General features: G+C 71.0%; 21 protein-coding genes. 9 read left to right on the top strand and 12 right to left on the bottom strand.

The genetic code is table 11. The annotated features are described in order from the left end of the window. Window positions 1-10: 10 nt before the first annotated feature. Window positions 11-1,246 (bottom strand): alpha/beta hydrolase, encoded by a 1,236-nt coding sequence (locus tag ACWD2L_RS06625; protein ID WP_451187623.1) that lies wholly within the window; start codon window positions 1,244-1,246, stop codon window positions 11-13. Window positions 1,247-1,505: 259 nt separating this feature from the next. Between ACWD2L_RS06625 and ACWD2L_RS06620 the strand changes: the two genes are divergently transcribed. The 5 genes from ACWD2L_RS06620 to ACWD2L_RS06600 all read left to right on the top strand — a co-directional run bounded on the left by ACWD2L_RS06620 (window position 1,506) and on the right by ACWD2L_RS06600 (window position 7,231). Next, on the top strand, window positions 1,506-3,704 hold the full coding sequence (locus ACWD2L_RS06620; RefSeq protein ID WP_351331537.1) for an FUSC family protein: 2,199 nt from the start codon (window positions 1,506-1,508) through the stop codon (window positions 3,702-3,704). A gap of 96 nt (window positions 3,705-3,800) precedes the next feature. Beyond that, the gene (locus tag ACWD2L_RS06615; RefSeq protein WP_351331532.1) at window positions 3,801-4,568 is read left to right on the top strand and encodes a nucleoside phosphorylase; all 768 of its coding nucleotides are present in this window, start codon (window positions 3,801-3,803) and stop codon (window positions 4,566-4,568) included. Further along, window positions 4,565-5,857 (top strand): amidohydrolase, encoded by a 1,293-nt coding sequence (locus ACWD2L_RS06610; RefSeq protein WP_351331531.1) that lies wholly within the window; start codon window positions 4,565-4,567, stop codon window positions 5,855-5,857. The genes ACWD2L_RS06615 and ACWD2L_RS06610 overlap by 4 nt, the downstream gene beginning before the upstream one ends. Beyond that, entirely contained in the window at window positions 5,854-6,465 is a 612-nt protein-coding gene (locus ACWD2L_RS06605; RefSeq protein WP_351331530.1) for a sulfite oxidase-like oxidoreductase, read from the top strand. Before ACWD2L_RS06610 ends, ACWD2L_RS06605 begins: the two co-directional genes overlap by 4 nt. Continuing rightward, entirely contained in the window at window positions 6,458-7,231 is a 774-nt protein-coding gene (locus ACWD2L_RS06600; protein ID WP_351331529.1) for a ferredoxin reductase, read from the top strand. The genes ACWD2L_RS06605 and ACWD2L_RS06600 overlap by 8 nt, the downstream gene beginning before the upstream one ends. A 3-nt stretch (window positions 7,232-7,234) precedes the next feature. Here ACWD2L_RS06600 and ACWD2L_RS06595 read toward each other — a convergent pair whose 3' ends face one another. The 3 genes from ACWD2L_RS06595 to ACWD2L_RS06585 all read right to left on the bottom strand — a co-directional run bounded on the left by ACWD2L_RS06595 (window position 7,235) and on the right by ACWD2L_RS06585 (window position 9,829). Further along, window positions 7,235-8,557, bottom strand: coding sequence for a S28 family serine protease (locus ACWD2L_RS06595; RefSeq protein WP_351331528.1), 1,323 nt, complete (start codon window positions 8,555-8,557; stop codon window positions 7,235-7,237). A 164-nt stretch (window positions 8,558-8,721) separates the two neighbouring features. Then, window positions 8,722-9,213 carry a peptidylprolyl isomerase gene (locus ACWD2L_RS06590; RefSeq protein WP_351331527.1) on the bottom strand — a complete coding sequence of 164 codons (492 nt, stop codon included), beginning with the start codon at window positions 9,211-9,213 and terminating at the stop codon, window positions 8,722-8,724. 112 nt (window positions 9,214-9,325) lie between these two features. Next, the gene (locus ACWD2L_RS06585) at window positions 9,326-9,829 is read right to left on the bottom strand and encodes a DUF4188 domain-containing protein (protein WP_351331526.1); all 504 of its coding nucleotides are present in this window, start codon (window positions 9,827-9,829) and stop codon (window positions 9,326-9,328) included. A gap of 76 nt (window positions 9,830-9,905) precedes the next feature. Here ACWD2L_RS06585 and ACWD2L_RS06580 point away from each other — a divergent pair, with 76 nt between their 5' ends. Both ACWD2L_RS06580 and ACWD2L_RS06575 read left to right on the top strand, forming a co-directional pair. Continuing rightward, on the top strand, window positions 9,906-10,547 hold the full coding sequence (locus ACWD2L_RS06580) for a MerR family transcriptional regulator (protein ID WP_351331525.1): 642 nt from the start codon (window positions 9,906-9,908) through the stop codon (window positions 10,545-10,547). Between the two features lie 76 nt (window positions 10,548-10,623). Next, window positions 10,624-10,908, top strand: coding sequence for a zinc-ribbon domain-containing protein (locus ACWD2L_RS06575; protein ID WP_351331524.1), 285 nt, complete (start codon window positions 10,624-10,626; stop codon window positions 10,906-10,908). A 215-nt stretch (window positions 10,909-11,123) separates the two neighbouring features. On the opposite strand, the gene trpS is transcribed toward ACWD2L_RS06575, so the two are convergent. The 3 genes from trpS to ACWD2L_RS06560 form a co-directional block, all read right to left on the bottom strand. Then, window positions 11,124-12,191, bottom strand: a complete 1,068-nt coding sequence (gene trpS, locus ACWD2L_RS06570; RefSeq protein ID WP_351331523.1) for a tryptophan--tRNA ligase — start codon at window positions 12,189-12,191, stop codon at window positions 11,124-11,126. A gap of 193 nt (window positions 12,192-12,384) precedes the next feature. After that, window positions 12,385-13,608, bottom strand: coding sequence for a cytochrome P450 (locus tag ACWD2L_RS06565; protein WP_351331522.1), 1,224 nt, complete (start codon window positions 13,606-13,608; stop codon window positions 12,385-12,387). A 77-nt stretch (window positions 13,609-13,685) separates the two neighbouring features. Further along, window positions 13,686-14,726, bottom strand: coding sequence for an NAD(P)-dependent alcohol dehydrogenase (locus ACWD2L_RS06560; protein ID WP_351331521.1), 1,041 nt, complete (start codon window positions 14,724-14,726; stop codon window positions 13,686-13,688). A gap of 327 nt (window positions 14,727-15,053) precedes the next feature. Between ACWD2L_RS06560 and ACWD2L_RS06555 the strand changes: the two genes are divergently transcribed. Together ACWD2L_RS06555 and ACWD2L_RS06550 are read left to right on the top strand one after the other, a co-directional pair. Continuing rightward, entirely contained in the window at window positions 15,054-16,049 is a 996-nt protein-coding gene (locus ACWD2L_RS06555) for a Dyp-type peroxidase (RefSeq protein WP_351331520.1), read from the top strand. Between the two features lie 5 nt (window positions 16,050-16,054). After that, a complete protein-coding gene (locus ACWD2L_RS06550) occupies window positions 16,055-16,879 on the top strand; it encodes a family 1 encapsulin nanocompartment shell protein (protein WP_351331519.1) in 825 nt (274 codons plus the stop codon). Between the two features lie 21 nt (window positions 16,880-16,900). Here the strand turns inward: ACWD2L_RS06550 and ACWD2L_RS06545 are convergent, their stop codons facing one another. The 5 genes from ACWD2L_RS06545 to ACWD2L_RS06525 all read right to left on the bottom strand — a co-directional run bounded on the left by ACWD2L_RS06545 (window position 16,901) and on the right by ACWD2L_RS06525 (window position 21,904). After that, window positions 16,901-17,404, bottom strand: a complete 504-nt coding sequence (locus ACWD2L_RS06545) for an FBP domain-containing protein (protein WP_351331518.1) — start codon at window positions 17,402-17,404, stop codon at window positions 16,901-16,903. Window positions 17,405-17,460: 56 nt separating this feature from the next. Beyond that, window positions 17,461-18,339 carry a universal stress protein gene (locus tag ACWD2L_RS06540; protein WP_351331517.1) on the bottom strand — a complete coding sequence of 293 codons (879 nt, stop codon included), beginning with the start codon at window positions 18,337-18,339 and terminating at the stop codon, window positions 17,461-17,463. 87 nt (window positions 18,340-18,426) lie between these two features. Next, window positions 18,427-19,788 (bottom strand): hypothetical protein, encoded by a 1,362-nt coding sequence (locus ACWD2L_RS06535; protein WP_351331516.1) that lies wholly within the window; start codon window positions 19,786-19,788, stop codon window positions 18,427-18,429. 159 nt (window positions 19,789-19,947) lie between these two features. Then, entirely contained in the window at window positions 19,948-21,396 is a 1,449-nt protein-coding gene (locus tag ACWD2L_RS06530; RefSeq protein ID WP_351331515.1) for an FAD-binding oxidoreductase, read from the bottom strand. Window positions 21,397-21,454: 58 nt separating this feature from the next. After that, window positions 21,455-21,904: an ATP-binding protein gene (locus tag ACWD2L_RS06525; RefSeq protein WP_351331514.1), complete on the bottom strand. Its 450-nt coding sequence runs from the start codon at window positions 21,902-21,904 to the stop codon at window positions 21,455-21,457. Window positions 21,905-22,035: the final 131 nt, after the last annotated feature.

Below are 22,035 nucleotides of genomic sequence, written 5' to 3'. Positions count from 1 at the left end.
GGAGCCCGCTTCACATGAAGGCGATCTCCGGGTACCGCGGGGACGGCGCGTCCAGGAGCGCGCCGTCCCCGCCCCGTAGCCAGCGGTCGAAGAAGGCCGCGAGATACGCCCGTTGAGCCGCGACCGCCCGCTCCGTGGGCACCGAGCCCACCCAAGTGGTCAGTGTCTCGTGCGGCAGATCGAGGCGGGCCGCGATCTGCGGGAGCAGCGTCGTCGCGTCCGTGTACGTGGCGTGCCGGGAGCCGCGCAGGGTCAGATCGCGTCGCCATCCGCCGCTGTGCCGCCACAGCTCCCGCCAGGAGGGGACGGTTCTCCGGTCGATGCCCTCGCTGCCCATCAGGAGCACCGGCCGGTCCACGCCCTCGGCCGCGACGGTGGACAGGCCGCCCTCGTCATGGTCGTCCTGGACGTACGCGAGCACACCGTCGAGGTTGGCGGCCGCGGCGAGCCGCTCGTCGTCGTGCAGGGTCTGCAACGCGGCGAAGCCTCCCGCGGACTGCCCGAACATGCCGATGGGCGCTCTGCGGAGCCGGTGCGTGTCGAAGGCCCGCTGCACCACATCGAGAACGAAACAGGCGTCGGCGACGCGGACGCCCGCCGTCTTCTTCAGCAGCGCGGTCACCGCGGCCGGGCCCGACCGCTGCGCCTCCCCGAACTCCTGCGGAAGCCGGGAGACGGCCACCCGCCCACCAGGGAACTCCACGGCCGACACGTCATAGGGATGGTCGATGGCGATCACCACATAGCCGCGGGACGCCAGGTCGTCCGTGAGCGTCGTGCCCAGGGAGCGCGGGTCCACGACCCCCGGCGAGTACAGCACCACGGGGTGCGCCGCACGCGGGTCGAGCGGCGCCGCGGTGTGGGCGAAGGTACGCGTGGCCGCCCAATCGACGCGGCCCGCGGGGAGCCCCTCGAAGTTGTTGAGCCGGTCGAAGCCCGCCGCCTCCCGTGCCGTCATCTGCGGCGCCCGCCCGTGACCGGCCACCGAGCGCGCCGGGTAGCGCACGTCCACCATCAACTCCCGTGCGGGATCCGCCGTCCACGGGTCGCGGCGGGACCGGTCGACCAGGCGCAGCGCCACCCTGCCCACCGGGTAAGGGCCGCTCGGAGCCGGTAACCGCAGGCGCATCCGCCTCGGCGCGGCGGCCACCGCAGGCGCCGCGCCGAGGGCCAACAGCGCCGCGGCGGCCGCGAGTACACCTCGCCGGGCCGGCCTTCCCCTCGAGATCGTGCCGAGTTCGTCCATGGCTCAAGATTCGCGGTCCCGAGCCCGGCACACCATCCGGCCGACCCCCACTTCTCGTTGGGGGAAATCCCCCAGAAGTCGCCATGTGACCAGGTCGGGAACCGTCCACCTGTCGATACTCGTGTCAAGGCCGCGCCCACCTCCTCGTATGCTCGGGGGCGACGCCGACGGACCGATCTTGGAGTGAGTACTGGTGGCGCGACGGCCGAGGGACACCTGGGACCGCTTCATTGCATCCGATCCGGGGCTGCTGCGCCTGATGGCCGGGCTGCGGATCGTCGCGGCCATCGGGCTGACGCTCACCGTGCTCGCGCTGCTCGGCACGGATGTGACACACATGGTCGCGGGCGCGATGGCCGCGATGGTGAGTACGTTCGCGATCCGTGAGAAGAACCTGCGCGGGCAGGCGATCACGCTCGCCTGGGGATTCCCGGTAGCGCTCGCGGCCGTGAGCCTGGGCGCGCTGTTGCACAGCAGGGTCGTCGCCGGTGATCTCTTCTTCATCGCCCTGATCTTCGGCGCCGTCTACTGCCGCCGGTTCGGGGACCGGGGCACGGCCCTCGGCCTCATGGGTTTTCAGGTCTACTTCGTATCGCTGTTCGTGAACGCGACCCCCGATCAACTGCCGAATCTCGCGGGCACGTTGGCGGTGGCGGTCGCCTGTAGCGCGGTGGCTCGGTTCGCACTGGTGCCGGAGACGCCGCAGCGCGTGCTCGGGCGGCTGCGCGGGGCGTTCAGGGCGCGGCTCGCGCAGCTGGTGACCGCGCAGACGAAGCTGCTCGACGCCGCTCCGGAGGACGTCGACGACGTGCTGGACGACCTGCGGCACCACACCTCGCGGCTGCACGAGACGGCGCTGATGATCCAGGGGCGTCTGGAGGACGGCGCCCGGGACGCGGCGACCGCCTCGCTGATCCAGCGCCGTATCGCCGACGCGGAGATCTCCGCGGAGCGCCTCGGCATGCTGCTGCTCAACGCCCGCAGCGCCGAACGCGCCGACACGCTCACCCTGCACCTCCCCCACGCGCCCGCGCCGGCGGCGGGCAAGCTGCTGCACCACGAGGACGAGTCGACGGCCACCCTCCGCCGTGATCTGGGCGCCCTTCACCTGATGGTGGTGCGCCCCGCCGATGCCAACCGGGGCGCGGCCGTCGCCCAGATCCGCAACCGTCTGCTCGGCTACCGAGACGAGGAGCGGGTGCCTCCGGGCGCCACGCTCGCCGTGCAGGACGTGTTCCGCGGCATCGGTGAAGCGGCCCGCGCGGTGATGGGGCTGCGGATCGCCCTCGACGGCCCGCAGGACGAGTCGGACGACTCCCCCGCCACGACGCGTTCGCGTGAGGAGCTGGAGGCGGAGGACATGTCCATCACCGGCACCGTCGCCATGGTCGGCACCGAGAAGGAGGCCGACGAGGAGGAGGACGACGACCGCTCGGGCCTCGACCGGCCCACCACCCGCGCCGCCTTCCAGGTCGCCGTCGGCTCCGGCCTCGCGATCGTCGGCGGCGAGTTCCTCTCCAGTCAGCGCTGGTACTGGGCCGTCCTGACCTGCTGGGTCGTCTTCCTCAACACCGCGTCCACGGGCGAGATCGTCATCAAGGGCTACCGCCGCGTCCTCGGCACGGTGCTCGGGGTGCTCGCCGGAGTACTGCTCGCGGGAGCGGTCGGCAATCACACCTGGTCGGCGTTCGCCCTCGTGCTGCTGTGCGTGTTCGCCGCGTTCTTCACCGCCCCGCTTTCGTACGCGCTGATGTCGTTCTTCGTGACGGCGATGCTGGGCCTGCTGTACACACTCCTGAACACCTACAGCTTCGACGTCCTGGTGTTGCGCATCGAGGAGACCGCGCTCGGTGCGGCGTGCGGCATCATCGCGGCGATGCTGGTGCTTCCGGTCCGCACCGACCACCGCACCGACGAGCTGCTCGCCACCGTCCTGGAGCGCCTCGGCGATGTCGTGGCGGGCGCGGTGGAGCAGCTCAGCGGTGGCCCGGCCGCGGACCTGCTCGACCGGGCGCGGGACCTGGACACCGCCCTGGATGATCTGCGCGCGTCCACCAAGCCGCTGACACACGCGATCGCCCCGCAGCGCGAGCGGCGGCAGACCGTGCGCTATCTGGTGGCTCTCCTGGAGACGTCCGCCTACCACGCGCGCTCCCTCGCGGCGACGGCCGAGCTCGTCCCGTACAGCAAGCATGTGGCCGCCGATCCGCGGCTCGGTCGAGCGGCGCGGCGTATCGCGCACAACATCGATGTGCTGGTGGCGCAGGTGAACGACGCCGACCTGACGGGGACCGTCGAGTCCGGCGCGAGCATCGCGGCGATGCTGGAGACGGACGGCCTGGGGGTGCCGGCCGCGAACACCGTGACGTTCCGTGTGCTGCGTCACCTTCAGCGGCTCGACGAGGGGATCTCCGGTCTCGCCCGGCCGCTCGGTGTCTCTGTGGGACCGCGCACATAGTCACTCCCCCGCTTCGAACCCCCTCCGACCTGGGGATACGATCCCCGGATCCCCTGCGAACCCGATGCCGTGCCGACGCATGACTGGAGCCACCTCGTGAGTGCCCCCGCACCCGATCCCCACTCCTTGCTCCCGCTGAGCCGAATCCCGCGTACGGGGCTGCCGCCGCGGGCCGTCGTCGTGGGCGACCCGGAGCGCGCCGCGGCCGTCGCCGCGCTGCTCGACGACGCCGTGGAGGTGTCGTACAACCGGGAGTACCGGACGTTCAGCGGGACGTGGCGCGGGGCGCCAGTCGTGATCGCCTCGCACGGCGTCGGCGGGCCCGGAGCCATCCTGCTGTTCCAGGAGCTGGCCGACGCGGGCGTGAAGACGTTCGTGCGGTTCGGTACGGCGGGTGCGATGCGGCCGGGGATCGGCGACGGCGATCTGGTCGTCGCGGAGGCCGCGGTGCGCGACGACGGTGTGACCGGTCAGCTGGTGCCCGCCGAGTACCCGGCGGTGTCCGCTCCGGAGGCCGTGCTCGCCCTGACGCGGGCGGCACGCGAGGCGGGTGCCCCGCACCACCGGGGAATCGTGTGGACGCGGGCGGCGTTCCAACCAGGACTGATCCCACTGAACCAGTACGACGGTGCGGGCCTTGCCGCGATCGAGATGGAGGTGTCCGCACTGTTCGTCACGGCGTCGCTGCGCGGGCTCGTCGCGGGCGCCGTGCTCGTCGTCGACGGCGTGAACGCGGACGACCTGGTGGACGAGGCGAGCACCGGCGGCTACGACCCGCACCGCGAGGTCGTCGCCGAGGGTGTCGCGCGCGGCAGCGTCGTGGCCCTGGAGGCGCTGCGCATTCTTACGGAGGAGCAACTGTGACCGAGTCCGTCGATCTGCTGGTGCACGGCGGCACCGTCCTCACCGTCGACGACAAGTCGACAGTGCTTGCCGACGGAGCGGTCGCCGTGCGCGACGGCGAGATCGTGGCGGTCGGCCCCACCGACGAGCTGCGCGCACGCCACGCCGCCAGTGACACCATCGACGCGTCCGGCGGTCTCGTCCTGCCAGGCCTGATCAACACGCACACGCACCTCGCGATGACGCTGCTGCGCGGCACCGCCGACGACGTGACGCTCCAGGAGTTCCTGGGCCGTGTGGTGCCCGCCGAGTCGCGCCTTCTGGATCCCACCACCGTCACAGCCGCCGTCCGCGTGGCCGTCGCGGAGAGCGTGCGCTCCGGTGTGACCTCGGCGCTCGACATGTACTGGTTCCACGAGGCCGCCGAGGAGGCCGCGCGCGCGGCGGGCTGGCGGCTGCACACCGGTCCGTTGTTCATGGACGTCCCCGAGCCGCCGGACGGACGGCCGTACAAGGAGCGCATGGAGTGGGCGCGCCGGGAGCTGGCCGGGCGCCCCGCGGGCACCCGCCCGGTCGTGTTCGCGCACTCGACGTACACCCTCTCCCCCGAGCAGCTCGTCGAGTGCTTCGCGCTGGCCCGTGAGTTCGGTGCGCTCATCCACCTGCATGCCGCGGAGAACGCCGCCGAGGTCGCGGGCGTCGAGGTGGCGCACGGCAGGCGGCCCGTGGAACTCCTCGAATCCCTCGGCCTGTTGGGCCCCGACGTGGTGCTCGCGCACGCCGTCGACCTGACCGGCGGCGAGATCGCGGCGATCGCCCGCGCGGGCGCCTCGGTCGCCCACTGCCCGGTGTCGAACCTGAAGCTGGGCTGCGGCATCGCGCCGGTGCCGCGGCTGCTGAGCGCGGGTGTCACCGTCGGTCTCGGCACGGACGGCGCCGTCAGCTCGAACACGCTGGACGTGCTTGGTGCGGTGCGGCAGGCGGCGCTGGTGCACAAGGCGGACGGCGATCCGACGGCGGTCGGCGCCGAGCAGGCCGTGCGCATGGCGACCATCGAGGGTGCCCGCGCCCTGGGCCTCGGCGACCGGCTCGGCTCGCTCGAGGTCGGCAAGCGCGCCGACCTGGCCGTTCTCGACCTGAAGCGGCCGCACCTCACGCCGCGCCACGACCCGTACGCGATGCTCGCCTACGCCGCGCAGGCCTCCGACGTGCGGGACACCGTCGTCGATGGCAGGGTCCTGATGCGCGACCGTACGCTCACGACCCTCGACGAGGGCGCGGTCCTCGCCGATCTGGAGGCCCTCGTATGACCGGCCACGCGACCCGCGGTTTCGTCGGCCGCCCCCGCGTCCACAACCCCGGCCTGCCGCCGGGCCAGTACGACGCGGGCGACGACTGGCCGGTGCTGTCCGCCGAGGTGACACCCCAGCTCGACCGTCAGGACTGGACGTTCACGATCGACGGCCTCGTCGCCGAGGAGAACACCTGGACGTGGGACGAGGCGCAGGCACTGCCCCCGGCCTCGTACAGCGGGGACATCCACTGCGTGACGACGTGGTCGAAGTTCGGGGTGCGCTTCGGTGGTGTCTCGCTCGACACGTTCCTCGACGCCGTCCGTCCCTCCCCCGAAGCGACGCACATCATGGCGTACTCGCACACCGGGTACTCGGCGAACCTGCCGCTCGCGGACGTGACGGGCGGCAAGGCGTGGCTCGCGTTCACCTACGAGGACGAGCCACTGCCGACCGAACACGGCGGCCCCGCCCGCCTGTTGGTGCCGCACCTCTACTTCTGGAAGAGCGTGAAGTGGGTCGCGGGCCTTCGGCTCCTCGATCACGACGAGCCCGGCTTCTGGGAGCAGAACGGGTACCACGGGCGGGGCAACCCCTGGGAAGAACAGCGATACGCAGGTGACTGAGACCGTGCAGAGCGAGCAGACCGTGCCGCAGAGGACCACCTTCACACCGCCGACCCGCTTCGCCGTGCCGGGCCGCATCGACGCCGGGCAGGCCGCCGCCCTGTGGCAGCGCGCCGTCATCGCCGAGATCCGCCGGGAGACGGCGAACGCCTCCACGTTCCGCTTCGCGGTGCCCGGCTGGCAGGGGCACCTGCCCGGTCAGCACTTGATGCTGCGGCTGACCGCCGAGGACGGGTACGCCGCCCAGCGCCACTACTCGCTCGCCTCGGCCCCCGACGACTCGGGGCACATCGAGCTGACCCTCGACCACGTCGTGGACGGCGAGGTGTCGGGCTTTCTGCACACCGAGGCGCGGGTCGGCGACGAGGTGGAGATGCGCGGCCCGCTCAGCGGCTTCTTCGCGTGGCCGGGCGACCGGCCGGCGCTGCTGCTCGGCGCGGGCTCGGGTGTCGTGCCCCTGATGTCGATGATCCGCCACCACAGGCAGCACGAACTCACTGTCCCGCTCCGGCTGTTCGTGTCGGCACGCACGCGTGGGGACCTGATCTACGCCGACGAGTACGGGGCCGAGACGACGCCGGTGCTCACCCGTGAGGGCGAGCACCGGCGCCTGGCGGCGGACCATCTGGCGCCGTGCTTCACCGAAGGCGCGCCGCAGTGGGAGGCGTATGTGTGCGGCTCCAACTCCTTTGCCGAGCACGCCTCCCAGCTGCTCGTCGGCCTCGGTCAGCCGGTGGACCGGATCCGCATCGAGCGCTTCGGGTGACGCCTACCGGATTCCGGCCCACCGCTTGACCGTCGCCGTCGCGGCGTCCCGCTCGTTCGCGGGCAGTGCGGAGATCCGGGCATTGTGGTTGGACTTCGGCACGACGTATTTGAACGAGTCGTTCTTGCTGGGCGTGAACTGCTCGGCGCTCCACGGGTCGTTCTGCCCGTAGACGAACAGCATCCGCTGGGACTTCGTGCGCACCCATTTGTCGACGCCCTTGGCGACCGTGCCGTCATACGTGGTGCGCATGTCGGCGGGCAGCACGGAGTTCGGCTGGTAGATGTCCGGGTAGTGGCGCACACCCTTGAGGTTCTTGAACTTCAGTCCGGCCCAGCCGAGTTGGGCGGCGGCCTGCCGGTAGTAGGGGCCCGTGCTGTTGGCGCCGAGTGTGGAGTCCTCGTAGACGGAGAGGCCGTTGTCGAGGGACCACTTGTAGAGGTCGTCGTCGGAGACCTGCTTGGCGTCGGGCACGGTGGGGCAGTTGTCGACGGAGCCGGACTGCCAGAAGTTCCACACCTGGTCGAGGACCGCGAACTCGTAGGCGCGGTCGGTCGTTCCGAGGGTGTTGGTGAAGGTGTAGCCCTCGTCCTTCGCGGTCTTCTCGAACTTGGGCAGCAGGGTGTCGCGGCGCGCGAGCATCTCGCGCTGCACGGCGGCGAGCGCGTCGCGGCACTGCTGGGTGCCGACCCTCTTGAAGAAGTCCTCGTAACCGCTGTCGTCGTTGTTGTTGGCGTCGTTGGGGGCGACGTAGGCGACGACTCCGTCGTAGTCCTCGGGGTGGAAGCGGTAGTGGTACGTGGCCGTCATGCCACCCTTGGAGCCGCCGGTGGCCAGCCACTTCGACGACTTCCCGTACAGCGGGCGCACGGCGCGCACGATGCCGTGCTCGTCGGCCGCCTCCTGCTGGATGGTCATCTTGCCCCAGGGGGTGCCGCCGGCCGGTACGGACTCCTCGAAGAAGCGGTGCTCGACGCTGAGTTGGTTGGCGTCGAGGAGGGTGGTGGGCTCACGGGTCGAGGACGACAGTCCGTAGCCGCCGGTGTAGAAGACGACGGGCTTGGCCGTCGACTTGTGCCAGAGCGTGAAGCGCTGCTGGAACGTACCCGCGCCGGGTCTGGCGTGGTCGACCGGCTGCGTGATCGACAAGGAGTAGAGCGGGAAGCCCTCCTTGTCGGTGACGCCGGTGACGGTCACACCGGGCAGCGCGCGCAGTTGGTCTTCGAACGAGGCGGGCGCGGCGGTCGCCGGTGCCGCGGTGGCGGCGAGGGCGCCCGCCGTGAGGGCGGCGGACAGCAGCAGCGTGGGTATGGTGCGCAGGCGCACGGATGCCTCCTTGGGTCGAGGAAACGGTGCGGCGGATCAGTGATCCACCGACCGAGACCTTAACCCGTGCCGTGCACAGAGGAGTTGGGCTCGCACCGGATACGCGAGAAGCCGGGACCCCTCGGCGGGGGTCCCGGCTTCTCGCGCCGGATGATCGGCCTGGATCAGAGCTGGCCGGACTCCGAGATCGTGATCTTCGCGGAGGTGGAGCCGCTGCGCGAGCCGAGGGACTCGATCTTCTTCACGAGCTCCATGCCGTCCTCGACCTCGCCGAAGACGACGTGCTTGCCGTCCAGCCAGTCGGTGACGATGGTGGTGATGAAGAACTGCGAGCCGTTGGTGTTCGGGCCCGCGTTGGCCATCGAGAGCTGGCCCGGCTTGGTGTGCTTGAGCTGGAAGTTCTCGTCGGCGAACTTCTCGCCGTAGATGCTCTTGCCGCCCGTGCCGTTCCCGGCGGTGAAGTCGCCGCCCTGCAGCATGAACTGCGGGATGACGCGGTGGAAGGACGAGCCGGCGTAGCCGAAGCCCTTCTCGCCCGTGCACAGGGCACGGAAGTTCTCCGCGGTCTTCGGGACGACGTCCTCGTAGAGGTTGAACGTGATCCGCCCGGCGGGCTCGTCGTTGATCGTGATGTCGAAGTAGGTCTTGATTGCCATGGACGCAATCCTTTCATCACGAACCCCGGATTGCCGATTCGGCCCGTCGGGATGGCCGTTTTCTTAGCCTGTTCGTACGTTCTGTGACGTTCTGCTCGCGGGGCGCGAGCGTTCAGGCCGCGAGCCGGTCCTGCGCCTGCACACCGTCACTCAGCGGCCGCACGCCGTAGGCCTTGCCGAGGCCGTACGCGGGCATGTCACCGTAGATCGACTCATACGCGCCCGCGGGCACGACGTAGGTCTCGTGCCACAGGCCGACGTGCCCCCTATTCTTGCGCAGATAGCCGTTGATGCGGGCCCACCAGGAGCGGTGCGACTGGTCCGGGGCGGCCGCGTAGGCAAGCAGCTTGTCCTTCGACTCCCAGTACTGGACGACGAAGTAGGTACGCGGATTCGCCGTGAGCAGGACGTGATTGAGTAGGCCCGCGGTTCGGTTCCTGCCCAGCTCCCTGAGCATCATGGGCATCGCGTACATCACCGGGAGCCAGCGGTGCACCGCCCAGAAGTGGTTGATCCGCATGCCGATGAGGAAGACGACGACGTCGCCCTCGGCGGCTGCCGTGGTCCGTCCAAGATGCGGTTTCGCGAACACAACTCCCCCAGTTCCGTCGGTCATTGGCAGGGGGTCAGGGGTCCCCCGGTCCCCTGACCCGTGATTGGATAGTGACACTTTCCAAGAAGGGGCACAAGGGATGCGACTGGCAGAGTTGAGCGAGCGCAGCGGGGTGCCGGTCGGCACGATCAAGTACTACCTGCGCGAGGGTCTGCTGCCGCAGGGTGAGCGGATCAGCGCCACTCAGGCCGCGTACGGCGAGGCGCATCTGCGGCGGCTCGGCCTGATCAGGGCGATGATCCAGATCGGCCGGATCCCGGTGGCCACCGTGCGCGAGGTGCTCGGGCACGTGGACGACGAGTCCCTGGGGACGACCTTCCGCCTCGGCGCCGCGCTGTGGGCGATGCCGCAGCCGCCCGAGGCACCCGCGGACGACCCGCTGACGGTGCAGGTGACCGAGGCCGTCGACCGGTTCCTCGGCGACATGGGCTGGCACCACGCACGCGAGATCGGCGTCATCTCCCCCACCTACCGCACCCTGGTCACCACCGTCGTCACACTGACCCGCCTCGGCTTCTCGCGCGGGCCCGAGATCCTCTCGCGGTACGCGCACCTCATGGAGGAGGTGGCCCAGCTGGACCTGGACCAACTCGACGCCTACGACGACGACTCCGAGAAGGTCGAGCTGGCAGTCGCGTCGGCGGTCCTGTACGACCCGCTGTTGCTCGCGCTGCGCCGGCTCGCCCAGGAGGAGCACTCCACCCGCCGCTACGGCTTGTGATGCTCAGGGGAGAGCCACATACGATGGCGGTCGGACGCCGGATGTTCCACAGCGGCCGGACAACGGGAGGAACCCAATGATCATCTTCGGCACGCGCGGCTACGCGTATCAGCTCGCGATTCTCACCTACGTCTGCGGGAGCTGCGGCAATCCCGCGGCGCACACGCTGCGGAAGTTCGTCACGAAGTTCACGCTGTTCTTCATCCCGCTGTTCCCGGTCTCGACGAAGTACCAGGCGCAGTGCACGTTCTGCGGCGCCGCGCACCAGGTGCCGAAGGATCACGTGGACGGGATGCTCGCGCAGGCCGCCGGGCCACAGGCAGGGACGCCGCAGCAGCAACAGCAGAACCACCAGGGTTAGTTCACCCGGCCCCGGCCGCCCCGCCTGACCCAGCGGCCGCGCCGGCAAAGAGGGCAGCCCTGCCGCCTCCCAGGGGGGAGAGGGGGCGACAGGGCCGCAGGCTCGAGCGCCCGGGGGGGGTGGGCTGCTTGAGCGTCTGTATCTCCTGCTGCCCTGGATCGGGCCGGGCATGCACGCCCCGGAAAGAATCGTCCCGGCGGCTTTCCGCGCCCTCGTCAGTAGTCGGCGTTCATGGCGGCCCGCACCTCCCTGAGCGTCGCGTCGGCGACCGCTCCGGCCCGCTCGTTCCCCGCCCGCAGCACGTCCCTGACCTGGCCGCGGTCCTGCGCGTAGTGCGCGCGGCGGGCCCGGATGGGCGCGAGGTACTCGTTCACGGACTCGGTGACGCGCCGCTTGAGCGCGGCGCCGCCCCCGTCCCCGATCTCCTGCGCCACCGTGTTCGGGTCGGCGCCCTCGCACAGCGCGGCGAGCAGGACGAGCGAGGAGACCTCGGGGCGGGCCCGCGGATCGTACGTGATGTGGCGTTCCGTGTCGGTCTTGGCGCCGCGGATCAGGCGCGCGGTGTCGTCGGGAGTCGCGGACAGGGCGATGGCGTTGCCGCGTGACTTGCTCATCTTGGTGCCGTCGGTGCCGAGCAGCAGCGGAGCCGTGGACAGCAGGGCCTCGGGCTGCGGGAAGACCGGAGTGCCGTTGCCGTAGCGGTCGTTGAAGCGGCGGGCGACGGTGCGGGTGACCTCCAGGTGCGGCAGCTGGTCCTGGCCCACGGGGACGAGGTTCGCCTTGCAGAAGAGGATGTCGGCGGCCTGGTGCACGGGATAGGTGAACATCAGGCCGCTCACCGCGGCCTGCCGGGAGTGGGCGATCTCGTCCTTGACGGTGGGGTTGCGCTGGAGCTCGGCGACGGAGACGAGGCTGAGGAACGGCAGCAGCAGCTGGTTCAGGGCCGGCAGGGCGCTGTGCGTGAAGATCGTGGAGCGCTCGGGGTCGATGCCGATGGCGAGGTGGTCGAGGACCAACTCCTCGACGTGTTCAGTGAGGTTCTCGGCGACGTCGCGGTCGGTGAGGACCTGGTAGTCGGCGACCAGGACGAAGGTCTCGACGCCGAGGTCCTGGAGCCGGACGCGGTTGTGCAGGGTGCCGAAGTAGTGCCCGAGGTGCAGGCGCCCGGTGGGCCGGTCCCCGGTAAGGATGCGGAACTCTCCGGGGTCCTTGCGGATCAGCTGTTCCAGTTCCGCGCTGCGTTCCTGCGCGGCCGAGGTGCCGAGGGCGTCGGTGCTGCTCATGGTCTCTGTCTCCCCTTGGGTCACGGGCGTCCTCGGGACGGCGTGACCTCCGGTGGGAGGGCAGGAAAAAAGGGCCGTCCGTGGACGGCCCAGTTACGTGCTTGTCTGTGCGGCCGCCTCTAAGTGAGGCGCCACCAGTTCGGACACGAAGATCGATGCATGACGCAATCGTACACCTGACGGACCGTGCGGGTCAGGCGCCCACAGGCGTGAACCGCACCGGAAGCGCCTGCGGCCCGCGGGTGAAGACCCCCCGCTCGACCGGCTCGAAGCCGTCGGCGAGCCGCAGGTCGGGCATCGCGTCGAGGAGCTGGTTCACCCCGGTCTCCACCTCCGCCTTGGCGAGCAGCGCGCCGACGCAGAAGTGCCGGCCCAGCGCGAACGCGAGGTGGTCGGCGGCGGCCGAGAACGCGGTCGTCGTGGTGAGGTCCTCGCGGAACAGGTCGAAGCGGTCCGGGTCCTTGTACCGGTTCTCGTCGCGGTTGGCCGCGCCGATGAGGCAGGTGACGGTGGCCCCGGCCGGGACGGTGCCGCCGGTGAGCTCCACGTCGACGGCGGACTGACGCATGATCATGTGGACGGGCGGGGTGACGCGCAGCGTCTCGGCGAAGGCCCGCGGGATGAGGGACCGGTCAGCGCGCACGGCCGCCAACTGGTCGGGGTGCGCGAGCAGGTTGGCGAAGATGCCGGCGATCGCCTTGTCGGTGGTCTCGCCGCCCGCGGCGAGCAGCAGGGAACAGAACGCCTTGATGTCCTCGTCGCTCATCCGCACCCCGTCGACCTCGGCCGCGCACAACGCCGACAGCAGGTCGTCGCCGGGGTGTTCGCGGCGCTCCTGGATGACCGGGATCATGTACTGGGCGAACTCGACGCGGGTCCGCTCCCCCGCCGCGGCGACGTCCGGGTCGCCCGCCAGGTTGCCGAGGAAGTCGATGACGGCGGTGTACCAGCCGTGGAAGCGGTCGTGGTCGGCCTTGTCGAGGCCGAGCATGTCGGCGATGACGTTGACCGGCAGCCGGGTGGCGTAGTCGGCGACGAGATCGGCGGAGCCGGCGTCCCTGAACTTGTCTATCAGCTCACGGGAGTTGCGCTCGATGACGGGCAGGAACTTGTCCTGCAGTTCGCTGCCGCGGAAGGCGGGTGCGACGAGCGCGCGGCGCACCGCGTGCTCGCGGCCGCTCATCTGCAGGATGGTCCTACCGTGCACGGGTTCGAGCTGCCAGTCGTAATTGTCGGTGGTGAACGTCGCCTCCTTGTCCTTGAAGACGCGCTCCACGTCGGCGTACCGCGAGACGATCCAGCTCTGCGTGGCCTCGTGCCAGAGCAGCGGCGCGGACTCGCGCATCGCGCGGTAGGCGGGATACGGGTTCGCGGCGAACTCGGGCGAGAGGATGTCGGGGACCTGCGCGGTGGACATGGGGCTCCCTGAGGGGTGTAACGGGCAGTGCGTCCAAGCCTATTGACTGCCCGTCACCACGTGTACCCCGTGCCGTGTCAGCCGTTGGGAAGGATCACCGCACGCCCGTTGATCTTGCCGTCGTGCAGCAGTTCGTACGCCTTGGGGGCGTCGTCGAGCGAGAACGTCTCGGTGTGCACGGAGAGGGCGCCGGCCCGCGCCAGGTCGAGGACCTCGACGAGTTCGGCGCGGCTGCCCCAGTACGGGGCGGTGACGTTGACCTCGAAGTTGGTGGCACCGAAACCGACGGGCAGGGTGCCGCCACCGATCCCGACGATCGTGACGTCGCCCTCGACGGCGGCGACGGCGCCCGCGGTCTCGACGGTGGGCTGGACTCCGACGAAGTCGAAGACGGCCTCGGCGCCGCGCCCGCCGGTCAGCTCCTTGACCTTGCCCGCGGCCGCCGCGTCCGACAGGACCACCTCGTGGGCGCCGACGGTCCGGGCGAGCGCGAGCTTCTCCTCGGAGACGTCGAGCGCGATGACGCGGGAGGCGGTCATGGCGCGCAGCAGCTGGATGGCGACGTGGCCGAGGCCGCCGGTGCCGATGACGACGGCGGTCGAACCGGGCACCAGCTTGGGCAGCGAGCGCTTGATGGCGTGGTACGGGGTGAGGCCCGCGTCGGTGAGCGGCACGGCCGCGACCGGGTCGAGCCCGTCGATCGGCACGAGGTGGCGCGCGTCGTCGACGATCATGTATTCCGCCATCGAGCCGGGGGCGCCGAGTCCGGGCGGGCGGATGCCGAGCTCCTCGGCGCGCAGGCAGTAGTTCTCCTTGCCCTCCGCGCACTTGGCGCAGGCGCCGCAGCCCCACGGCCCGTACACGGCGACCGAGTCGCCCTCCTCGAAGCCGCTGACTCCGGCACCGAGCGCGGCGATGGTGCCGACGCCCTCGTGCCCGAGGGTCAGCGGGAGTTCGTAGGGGAAGCTCTCGGCCGGCCAGCTCATCACGGCGATGTCCGAGTGACACACGCCGGCGGCGGTGACCTTCAGCAGGACCTGCCCGGGGCCGGGCTCTGGGGTGGGGATGGTGACGACCTCGGGTGCTGCCCCGACGGTCCGGTACTGAAGTGCCTTCATGGCTCGACTCCTTCGTCGCTCTTCCAGCCCCCCGCCCCTCCACCATAACTCGCTCACGTCCCAATGGGACATGTGTCCCGATGGGACACGCCACACGACAAAAAAAGGACCCCGACCGTACGGGGGAGAACGGTCGGGGCCTGGTTCAAACTTTAACAGCATGCGCCCGGCGCCCGACGCCGGTTCGGCGTGAGCCCGGACGTGAGGTCGGACACATCAGTTCATCTGGGCTTTATAAGGATCTTTTCGGGCGCGCGTGCCACGCGTCTCCACAGCCCATATGGTGACAACAGTCGACCGTCGCCCTCCCTCGCCATCGGAGCACTCGTGGCCGAACCCCAGCCCGTCCTCCTCGCCCCGCCCGCGAAGCACGCCGTCTTCCTGGTCGTCACGATCGCGCCGGGCGGCGAGCCCGCCGTCCGCGACACGCTCGAGGAGCTGTCGGCGCTGAGCCGCTCCGTCGGCTTCCGCGACCGCGACGCCGCCCTCAGCTGCATCACGGGCATCGGCTCGACCGCGTGGGACCGCCTGTTCAGCGGCCCCAGGCCGCGCGAGCTGCACCCGTTCCAGGCGCTCGCGGGCCCCCGGCACCTGGCCCCCGCGACCCCCGGCGACCTCCTCTTCCACCTGCGCTCCCGGCGCATGGACCTCTGCTTCGAGCTGGCCCGCGTCATCATCGGCCGGCTCGGCTCCGCCGTCACCGTCGTCGACGAGGTGCACGGCTTCAAGTACTTCGACGACCGCGATCTGCTCGGCTTCGTGGACGGCAGCGAGAACCCCACCGGTCGGGCGGCCGCGGAGTCCGTGTTCGTGGGCGACGAGGACCCGGACTTCGGCGCCGGCTCCTACGTCATCGTCCAGAAGTACGTGCACGACATGGCCGCATGGGAGGCGCTGCCCGCGACCGAGCAGGAGAAGGTCATCGGCCGCACGAAGACCGCGAACATCGAGCTGGACGAGGACGCGCAGCCCGCGGACTCGCACGTCGCGCTGAACACCATCGTCGACGAGGACGGCACGGAGCGGCAGATCCTGCGCGAGAACATGCCGTTCGGCAGCGTCGGCCAGGGCGAGTTCGGCACGTACTTCATCGGCTACGCACGCACCCCGGACGTCACCGAGCGGATGCTGCGCAACATGTTCCTCGGTGACCCGCCCGGCACCCACGACCGGATCCTCGACTTCTCGACCGCGGTCACCGGATGCCTGTTCCACGTGCCGAGCGCCGACTTCCTCGACGACCTGCCCGAGCCGCCGTCCGGCGCCGCCACCGCGGACCCCGCGGCCGGTTCCCTCGGTATCGGCAGCCTCAAAGGAGCCTGAACGCCATGAGTAGCGACCCGAATCCCACCCCGAGCAACAATCTGCACCGCGAGCTCGCCCCGATCACGCCCGCCGCCTGGGCCGAGATCGAGGAGGAGGCGACCCGCACCTTCCGGCGCCATGTCGCGGGCCGCCGCGTCGTGGACGTCACGGGCCCGGACGGCGCCGAGCTCTCGGCAGTCGGCACGGGCCACCTCGCCGAGATCGCGCCGCCCGCGCCCGGCGTGACGGCGCGCCTGCGCGGCGTACAGCCGCTCGTCGAGCTGCGGGTGCCCTTCACGGTGAGCCGGGAGGCGGTGGACGACGTGGAGCGCGGCTCCAAGGACTCCGACTGGCAGCCGGTGAAGGACGCGGCGCGCGCCATGGCGTACGCCGAGGACCAGGCGATCTTCGACGGGTACGCGGCGGCGGGCATCGACGGGCTGCGCGAGCGCACCTCGAACCCGGTCCTGAGCCTGCCGGCCGAGGCCCGGGACTACCCGGACACGATCAGCCGGGCGCTCACCGCGCTGCGCCTCGCCGGCGTGGCGGGCCCGTACGCGCTGCTGCTCGGGGCCGACGCGTACACGGCGGTCAGCGAGACCTCCGACCACGGCTATCCGGTCGCGAACCACCTGGGCCGGATCCTCGACGGCGAGCTGATCTGGGCGCCGGCGCTGAACGGCGCGTTCGTGCTGTCCAAGCGCGGCGGCGACTTCGAGCTGCGGCTCGGCCAGGATCTGGCGATCGGCTACAGCGCGCACGACGCGCACGGCGTCGAGCTGTACTTCCACCAGACCCTGACGTTCCTGCCCTACACGGACGAGGCCGTGGTCGCGCTCAAGGCGTGAGCCCTCAGCTTCCCTGGACTCTCAGCTTCCCTGGACCCTGGCGATGAACGCGTCGAGGTTGCCGAGGGCGCGGTCCAGGCGCTCGTCCAGCGTGAGCGACTCCTCGTAGCGGCCCGCGCGCAGCTTCGGCTGCTTCTTGCCGCGCAGGTACAGGGAGCAGGCCAGGTCCGCGCAGATGTACAGACCTACCGTGTTCCCGTCGCGGCCGCGGGCCCCGGCGAGCGGCGCGGCGAACAGGGACACGCCCGACGAGGCGTGTCCGGTGAGGCAGATCTGGCACAGGCTCGACTTCATCGCGCTGGTGCGCCCGCTCTGCGGCACCCGCAGGCTGATGCCGACCGGCCCGTCGTCCGTAGGGCGCACGAGGTGGGCGCGCAGCGGCGCGCCCGGGTCCACCCAGCCGAGGAAGTCCAGGTCGTTCCAGGGCAGCTCGGCGAAGTCGAGCGGCAGCCGCATACGGGTTGCCTCGCCCTTGGTGCAGTTCACGAAGGACGAGCGGATCTGTTTGTCGCTGAGTGGTTCCACATCGTGGACCTTACAAAGCCGCTCGCCGATCATGCATCCGGATATTCGCGCGGCGGTCAGCCCGTGTTCGGGACCACCGCCACCGGGCACGGCGCGTGGTGCAGCACCGCGTGGGCGACCGAGCCGATGCGGGAGCCGATCGCGCTGCGGCGCGCGCGGCGGCCGACGACGAGCAGTTGGGCCTCGGGCGCGACCGAGAGCAGCACCTGGCCCGCGCTGCCGATCTCGACGTGCTCGCGGACCGGCACGTCCGGGAAGCGCTCGCGCCAGGGTGCGAGCGCGGCGCCGAGAGCCTTCCTCTCGTACGGTTCCATGCCGCCCGCGTCGTCGAGCAGGGCGAACGAGCTGGGGCCGTAGGAGAACACCGGTGGCAGGTTCCACGCGCGCACGGCCCGCACGGCGACGCCGCGGGCCTGCGCGGTGGTGAACGCGAACTCCATCGCGGCGGCGCTGTCCTCCGGTTCGCCCTCCTGTCCGACGATCACGTCGCCCCCGCTCGCCTCGGCCGGCGCCACGTCGTCCGCGCGGACGAGGACGACGGGCCGCTCCGCCTTGGCGATCACCTGCTGGCCGACCGAGCCGACGATGAAGCCGACGATCACGCCGTGCCCGCGCGAGCCGAGCACCAGGGACTCCCCGTCGCGCGCGGCCGCCAGCAGGGACTCGGCGGCGCCGCCCCCGTCGAGGACGTCGGTGGTGACCGCGAGCCCCGGGTGGGCTTCGGCGATCTCCTGCTCGATGTCGGCGAGCAGGTCACCCGCCCACTGCGTCAGCGCGGACTCGTCCGCGCTGAGCGCCAGGCTGTCGGGGGCCGGCTCGCCCACGTGCACCAGGCGCAGCGGCAGCCCGCGCCGCACCGCCTCACGCGCCGCCCAGGCTGCCGCCGCCGCGCTCTCGGGGGATCCGTCCACTCCCGCGGTGATGGGCCGGGTCATCGCACCGCCTCCTCGTCTGTCCGGTCTCGTCTGGCGAGCCGTCTGTCAGTGGGCCGTCTGTCAGTGGGCCGTCTGTCAGTGGGCCGTCTATTGGTGAGCTGTCTGTCCGGGAGCGCCCGTTTTACTCGTCGTGCCGGTCTTGCTCGGCATGCCGGGCGCGGCCGGGCTCTTCGACGGTCGCAGATACCGGTTCCAGCCGCCCACCGGGCGTTCTCCCACCTGGAGCGAGCGCAGCCGGTCCAGGACGGCCGGGTCCTGCGCGTCGAGCCAGTCGACGAACTGCCGGAAGGACACCAGCCGGACGTCATCGCCGCCCGCCTTGTCGGCGATCCGCTTGAGCGCCTCCTCGACGGCGTCCATGTAGATGCCGCCGTTCCACTCCTCGAAGTGGTTGCCGATGAAGAACGGTGCCCGGTTGCTCTCGTACGCGCGCTGGAAACCGGTGAGATACGCCTGGGTGGCCTGGGTGCGCCAGCCCGGATAGTTGTGGGCGGGGGCGCGGGTGGAGTTCTTCGACTGGTTGGCGAGGATGTTGTAGTCCATCGAGAGGACTTCGAAGCTGTGGCCGGGGAACGGGATGCCCTGCAACGGCAGGTCCCAGATGCCTTGCCGCTTCTCGGGCCAGCGTTGCAGCCCGCCGGGCGAGGAGGCGTCGTAGCGCCAGCCGAGTTCGCGGGCCACGGGCAGCAGGTTCTCCTGGCCGAGCAGGCAGGGCGTGCGGCCGCCGACGAGCTCCTTGTCGTAGTCGAAGGGCAGGGCCGGCTGGTCGTGCCAGCCGGTGTGGGTGCGCCAGGACTTGACGAAGGTGCGGGCCTGGTCGATCTCGCTGCGCCACTGCTTGGGACTCCAGTTGCCGACGGAGCCCGAACCGCCGCAGAAGTGCCCGTTGAAGTGGGTGCCGATCTCGTGCCCGTCGAGCCACGCCTGGTGGACGGAGCGCAGGGTCTCCTTCAGGTGCGGGTCGCTGAGGTAGCCGATGTCGGAGGCCCCGACGGGGTTGCCCGGCGGCTGGTAGCGCCGCTTCTGCGACTCGGGCAGCAGGTAGAGCCCGGACAGGAAGAAGGTCATGCGGGCGTCGTGCTGCCGGGCCAGTTCGAGGAAGCGGGGGAACAGGCCGTTGCCGACCTCGCCCGCGCCGTCCCAGGAGAAGACGACGAACTGCGGCGGCTTCTGGCCCGGTTCCAGGGGGGTGGGCGCGGGCGGCTGCTTCGGCTGCCTGCCCGTGTACGAGGTCGAGCCGTCGCCGATCAGCCGGGGCAGCGCCTTCTTCTTCGCGGGGCGCTCGGGATGGCGGGCGGGGCCTGCCGGGGGTGGCGCCCCCTTCTCGCCGCCGCTCGTCCCGCATCCGGCGAGCGCCCCGGCCGCGGCGCCGAGGCCGACGCCGAGACCCAGGCGCGTGACGCGTCTGCGACTGATTCCAGTGGACCAACCGGATTCTTCGAACTCCATGGGCAACCCAATCCGCGCCCCGAGCAGGGGCGTTGTGCGTCCCCCCGCACGGACACCGACCTCCGCACCGTAGGGCGGATAAACGGACAATTGCCTCATTTAGTACGGCGTGCCGCGGAAAGGGACAGACACACAGTGGGATGCCAGGCGGTCGGAGTCTCAGTCCTCGCCGACGACCTTGCCGGGGTTGAACAGGTCCAGCGGGTCCAGCGTCTCCTTCACGGCCCGCTGCAACGCGCAGACGGCGGGCCCGAGTTCGCTGCGCATGCCGCCGCGCTTGAGCAGCCCGACGCCGTGCTCGCCCGTCACCGTGCCGCCCGCGGCGATCGCGGCCTCCAGGAGTTCCTCGAAGGCGGCCTGCGCGGCGAGGCGTTCCGCCTCGTCGCCGGGCTCGGTGATCAGGAGCGGGTGCAGATTGCCGTCGCCCGCGTGCGCGATGGTCGCGATGCGCACGCCGTGCACGCGCCCGATCTTCTCGATGGTGGCGAGCATCCGCGGCACGGCGGACCGCGGCACGCACAGGTCCTCGGTGAGCACGGGCCCGAGGCGTTCGAGCGCCGGATACGCGAGGCGCCGTACGTCGAACAGGGCCTCGGCCTCGACGGCGTCCGTGGACTGCTCGGCCCACAGCGCCCCCGCCTCCCGGAAGGCGTCCGCCACCGCGCTCGCCTCGGTCTCGCCCGCGTCGCCCGGGGCGTCGATGCGGGCGAGCAGCATGGCCTCCGCACCCGGCTCGATACCCAGGTGCTTCCAGTTCTCGACGGCCTCCATGCAGGCGCGGTCGAGGAGTTCGAGGGCGGCGGGCGCGAGTCCCCGGCTCGTGACGAGGGCGACGGCGGCGCCGGCCGCGACGAGGCTGTCGAAGTTGCCGACGACGGTGCGCGGCTCGGCCGCGGGTGCGGGCCGCAGCTTCAGCGTGATCTCGGTGATGACGCCGAAGGTGCCCTCGGAGCCCACGAACAGGCTCGTCAGGTCGTACCCCGCGACGCCCTTCGTGGTGCGCCGGCCGAGCCGGACCCGGCTGCCGTACTCCCCCGCGGGCCCGCCCATGACGACTTCCATGCCGAGGACGTAGTCGCGGGTGACGCCGTACTTGAGGCAGCACAGGCCGCCCGCGTTCGTGGAGACGTTGCCGCCGATCGTGGACCAGGGGGCGCTGGCCGGGTCCGGCGGGTACCACAGGCCGTGCTCGGCGACGACGGCCTTGAGGTCGTTGTTGACGACGCCGGGCTGGACGACGGCGATCAGGTTCTCGGTGTCGATCTCGAGGATGCGGTTCATCTTCGACACGTCGAGCACGAGGCAGCCGTCGACGGCGTTGGCCCCGCCGGACAGGCCGGTACCCGCGCCCCGCGTGACGACCGGGATCCGCCGGGCCGCGCAGGCCCGCACCACTGACTCGACCTCCTCGGCGGACGCGGCACGCACCGCGGCGAGCGGCCGGCCCATCGGCGCCCACTCGGCGTCGTCGTGTCCGAGGGACGCGAGGACGTCCGGGTCGGTGACGAGGGTGCTGTCCGGGAGCGCGGCGGCGAGTTCGCCCACCGTGCTCCCCGTGTCTGCGGTGTCGATGTCGTCCTCCTGAACAGATGTCCCTGACCAGCACATCCACGGGTCAAGGACACCATCATGGAACACCGCCTCGCGCCGCCGAGGCGCGGGTCGCTCAGGAGGCGAGGGTCAGCACGGCGCGCACGCGCTTGCCGACCGGCACCTGCTCCACGGAGACGACGGCGAGCGCGTCCACGATCTCCAGGCCGTGCCCGCCCACGCGCGCCGGGTCCCGCGGGAAGCGCACCGGAACGGCGGCGCTGCTGTCGTAGACGGTGACGGCGACATGCCGCGAGGTGCCCTCGAGTTCCAGGACGTACGGGCCCGCGCTGTGCCGGTCCGCGTTCGTGATCAACTCGCTGACGACGAGCAGGATGTCCCCGGCCGTGCGCGGGTCGAGCTCGACGCACCACTCCTGGCGAAGCCGCGTGAGGAACACGTCGGCGAACCTGCGCGCGTCGGCCAGGCAGCCCTCCTCGCCCGCGTAGTGGGTCGCCTGCATCAGCGGTCCGACTGCCTCGTCGAAGCCAGTGGGGAGCACTGCCCCATCCATGTACTCGATCATTCGTGTCTCTTTCACGCCTGCGGGACTCAGCGATGGACACCCGCAGCCTGCTGATACCCCGCTTCAGGCCACGCAGTCCTGCCGGATTCAACGGGGTGACCCGCGCCCCGGCGCGTCGTTTGAAGGATGAC

This window comes from Streptomyces sp. NPDC002754 (genome assembly GCF_053592315.1).
The sequence above is the reverse complement of the archived record's forward strand: the minus strand, read 5'-3'. Positions and strand labels throughout refer to the sequence as shown.

Bases quoted from the DNA above. Each gene is read 5' to 3' on its own strand.
- trpS (WP_351331523.1), bottom strand. From the start codon at position 12,191: ATGAGCAGCACCGACGCCCTCGGCACCTCGGCCGCGCAGGAACGCAGC.
- ACWD2L_RS06585 (WP_351331526.1), bottom strand. From the start codon at position 9,829: ATGACCGACGGAACTGGGGGAGTTGTGTTCGCGAAACCGCATCTTGGA.
- ACWD2L_RS06580 (WP_351331525.1), top strand. From the start codon at position 9,906: ATGCGACTGGCAGAGTTGAGCGAGCGCAGCGGGGTGCCGGTCGGCACG.
- ACWD2L_RS06525 (WP_351331514.1), bottom strand. From the start codon at position 21,904: ATGATCGAGTACATGGATGGGGCAGTGCTCCCCACTGGCTTCGACGAG.
- ACWD2L_RS06625 (WP_451187623.1), bottom strand. From the start codon at position 1,246: ATGGACGAACTCGGCACGATCTCGAGGGGAAGGCCGGCCCGGCGAGGT.
- ACWD2L_RS06620 (WP_351331537.1), top strand. From the start codon at position 1,506: ATGGCCGGGCTGCGGATCGTCGCGGCCATCGGGCTGACGCTCACCGTG.
- ACWD2L_RS06590 (WP_351331527.1), bottom strand. From the start codon at position 9,213: ATGGCAATCAAGACCTACTTCGACATCACGATCAACGACGAGCCCGCC.
- ACWD2L_RS06560 (WP_351331521.1), bottom strand. From the start codon at position 14,726: ATGAAGGCACTTCAGTACCGGACCGTCGGGGCAGCACCCGAGGTCGTC.
- ACWD2L_RS06530 (WP_351331515.1), bottom strand. From the start codon at position 21,396: ATGTGCTGGTCAGGGACATCTGTTCAGGAGGACGACATCGACACCGCA.
- ACWD2L_RS06540 (WP_351331517.1), bottom strand. From the start codon at position 18,339: ATGACCCGGCCCATCACCGCGGGAGTGGACGGATCCCCCGAGAGCGCG.
- ACWD2L_RS06575 (WP_351331524.1), top strand. From the start codon at position 10,624: ATGATCATCTTCGGCACGCGCGGCTACGCGTATCAGCTCGCGATTCTC.
- ACWD2L_RS06565 (WP_351331522.1), bottom strand. From the start codon at position 13,608: ATGTCCACCGCGCAGGTCCCCGACATCCTCTCGCCCGAGTTCGCCGCG.
- ACWD2L_RS06605 (WP_351331530.1), top strand. From the start codon at position 5,854: ATGACCGGCCACGCGACCCGCGGTTTCGTCGGCCGCCCCCGCGTCCAC.
- ACWD2L_RS06550 (WP_351331519.1), top strand. From the start codon at position 16,055: ATGAGTAGCGACCCGAATCCCACCCCGAGCAACAATCTGCACCGCGAG.
- ACWD2L_RS06535 (WP_351331516.1), bottom strand. From the start codon at position 19,788: ATGGAGTTCGAAGAATCCGGTTGGTCCACTGGAATCAGTCGCAGACGC.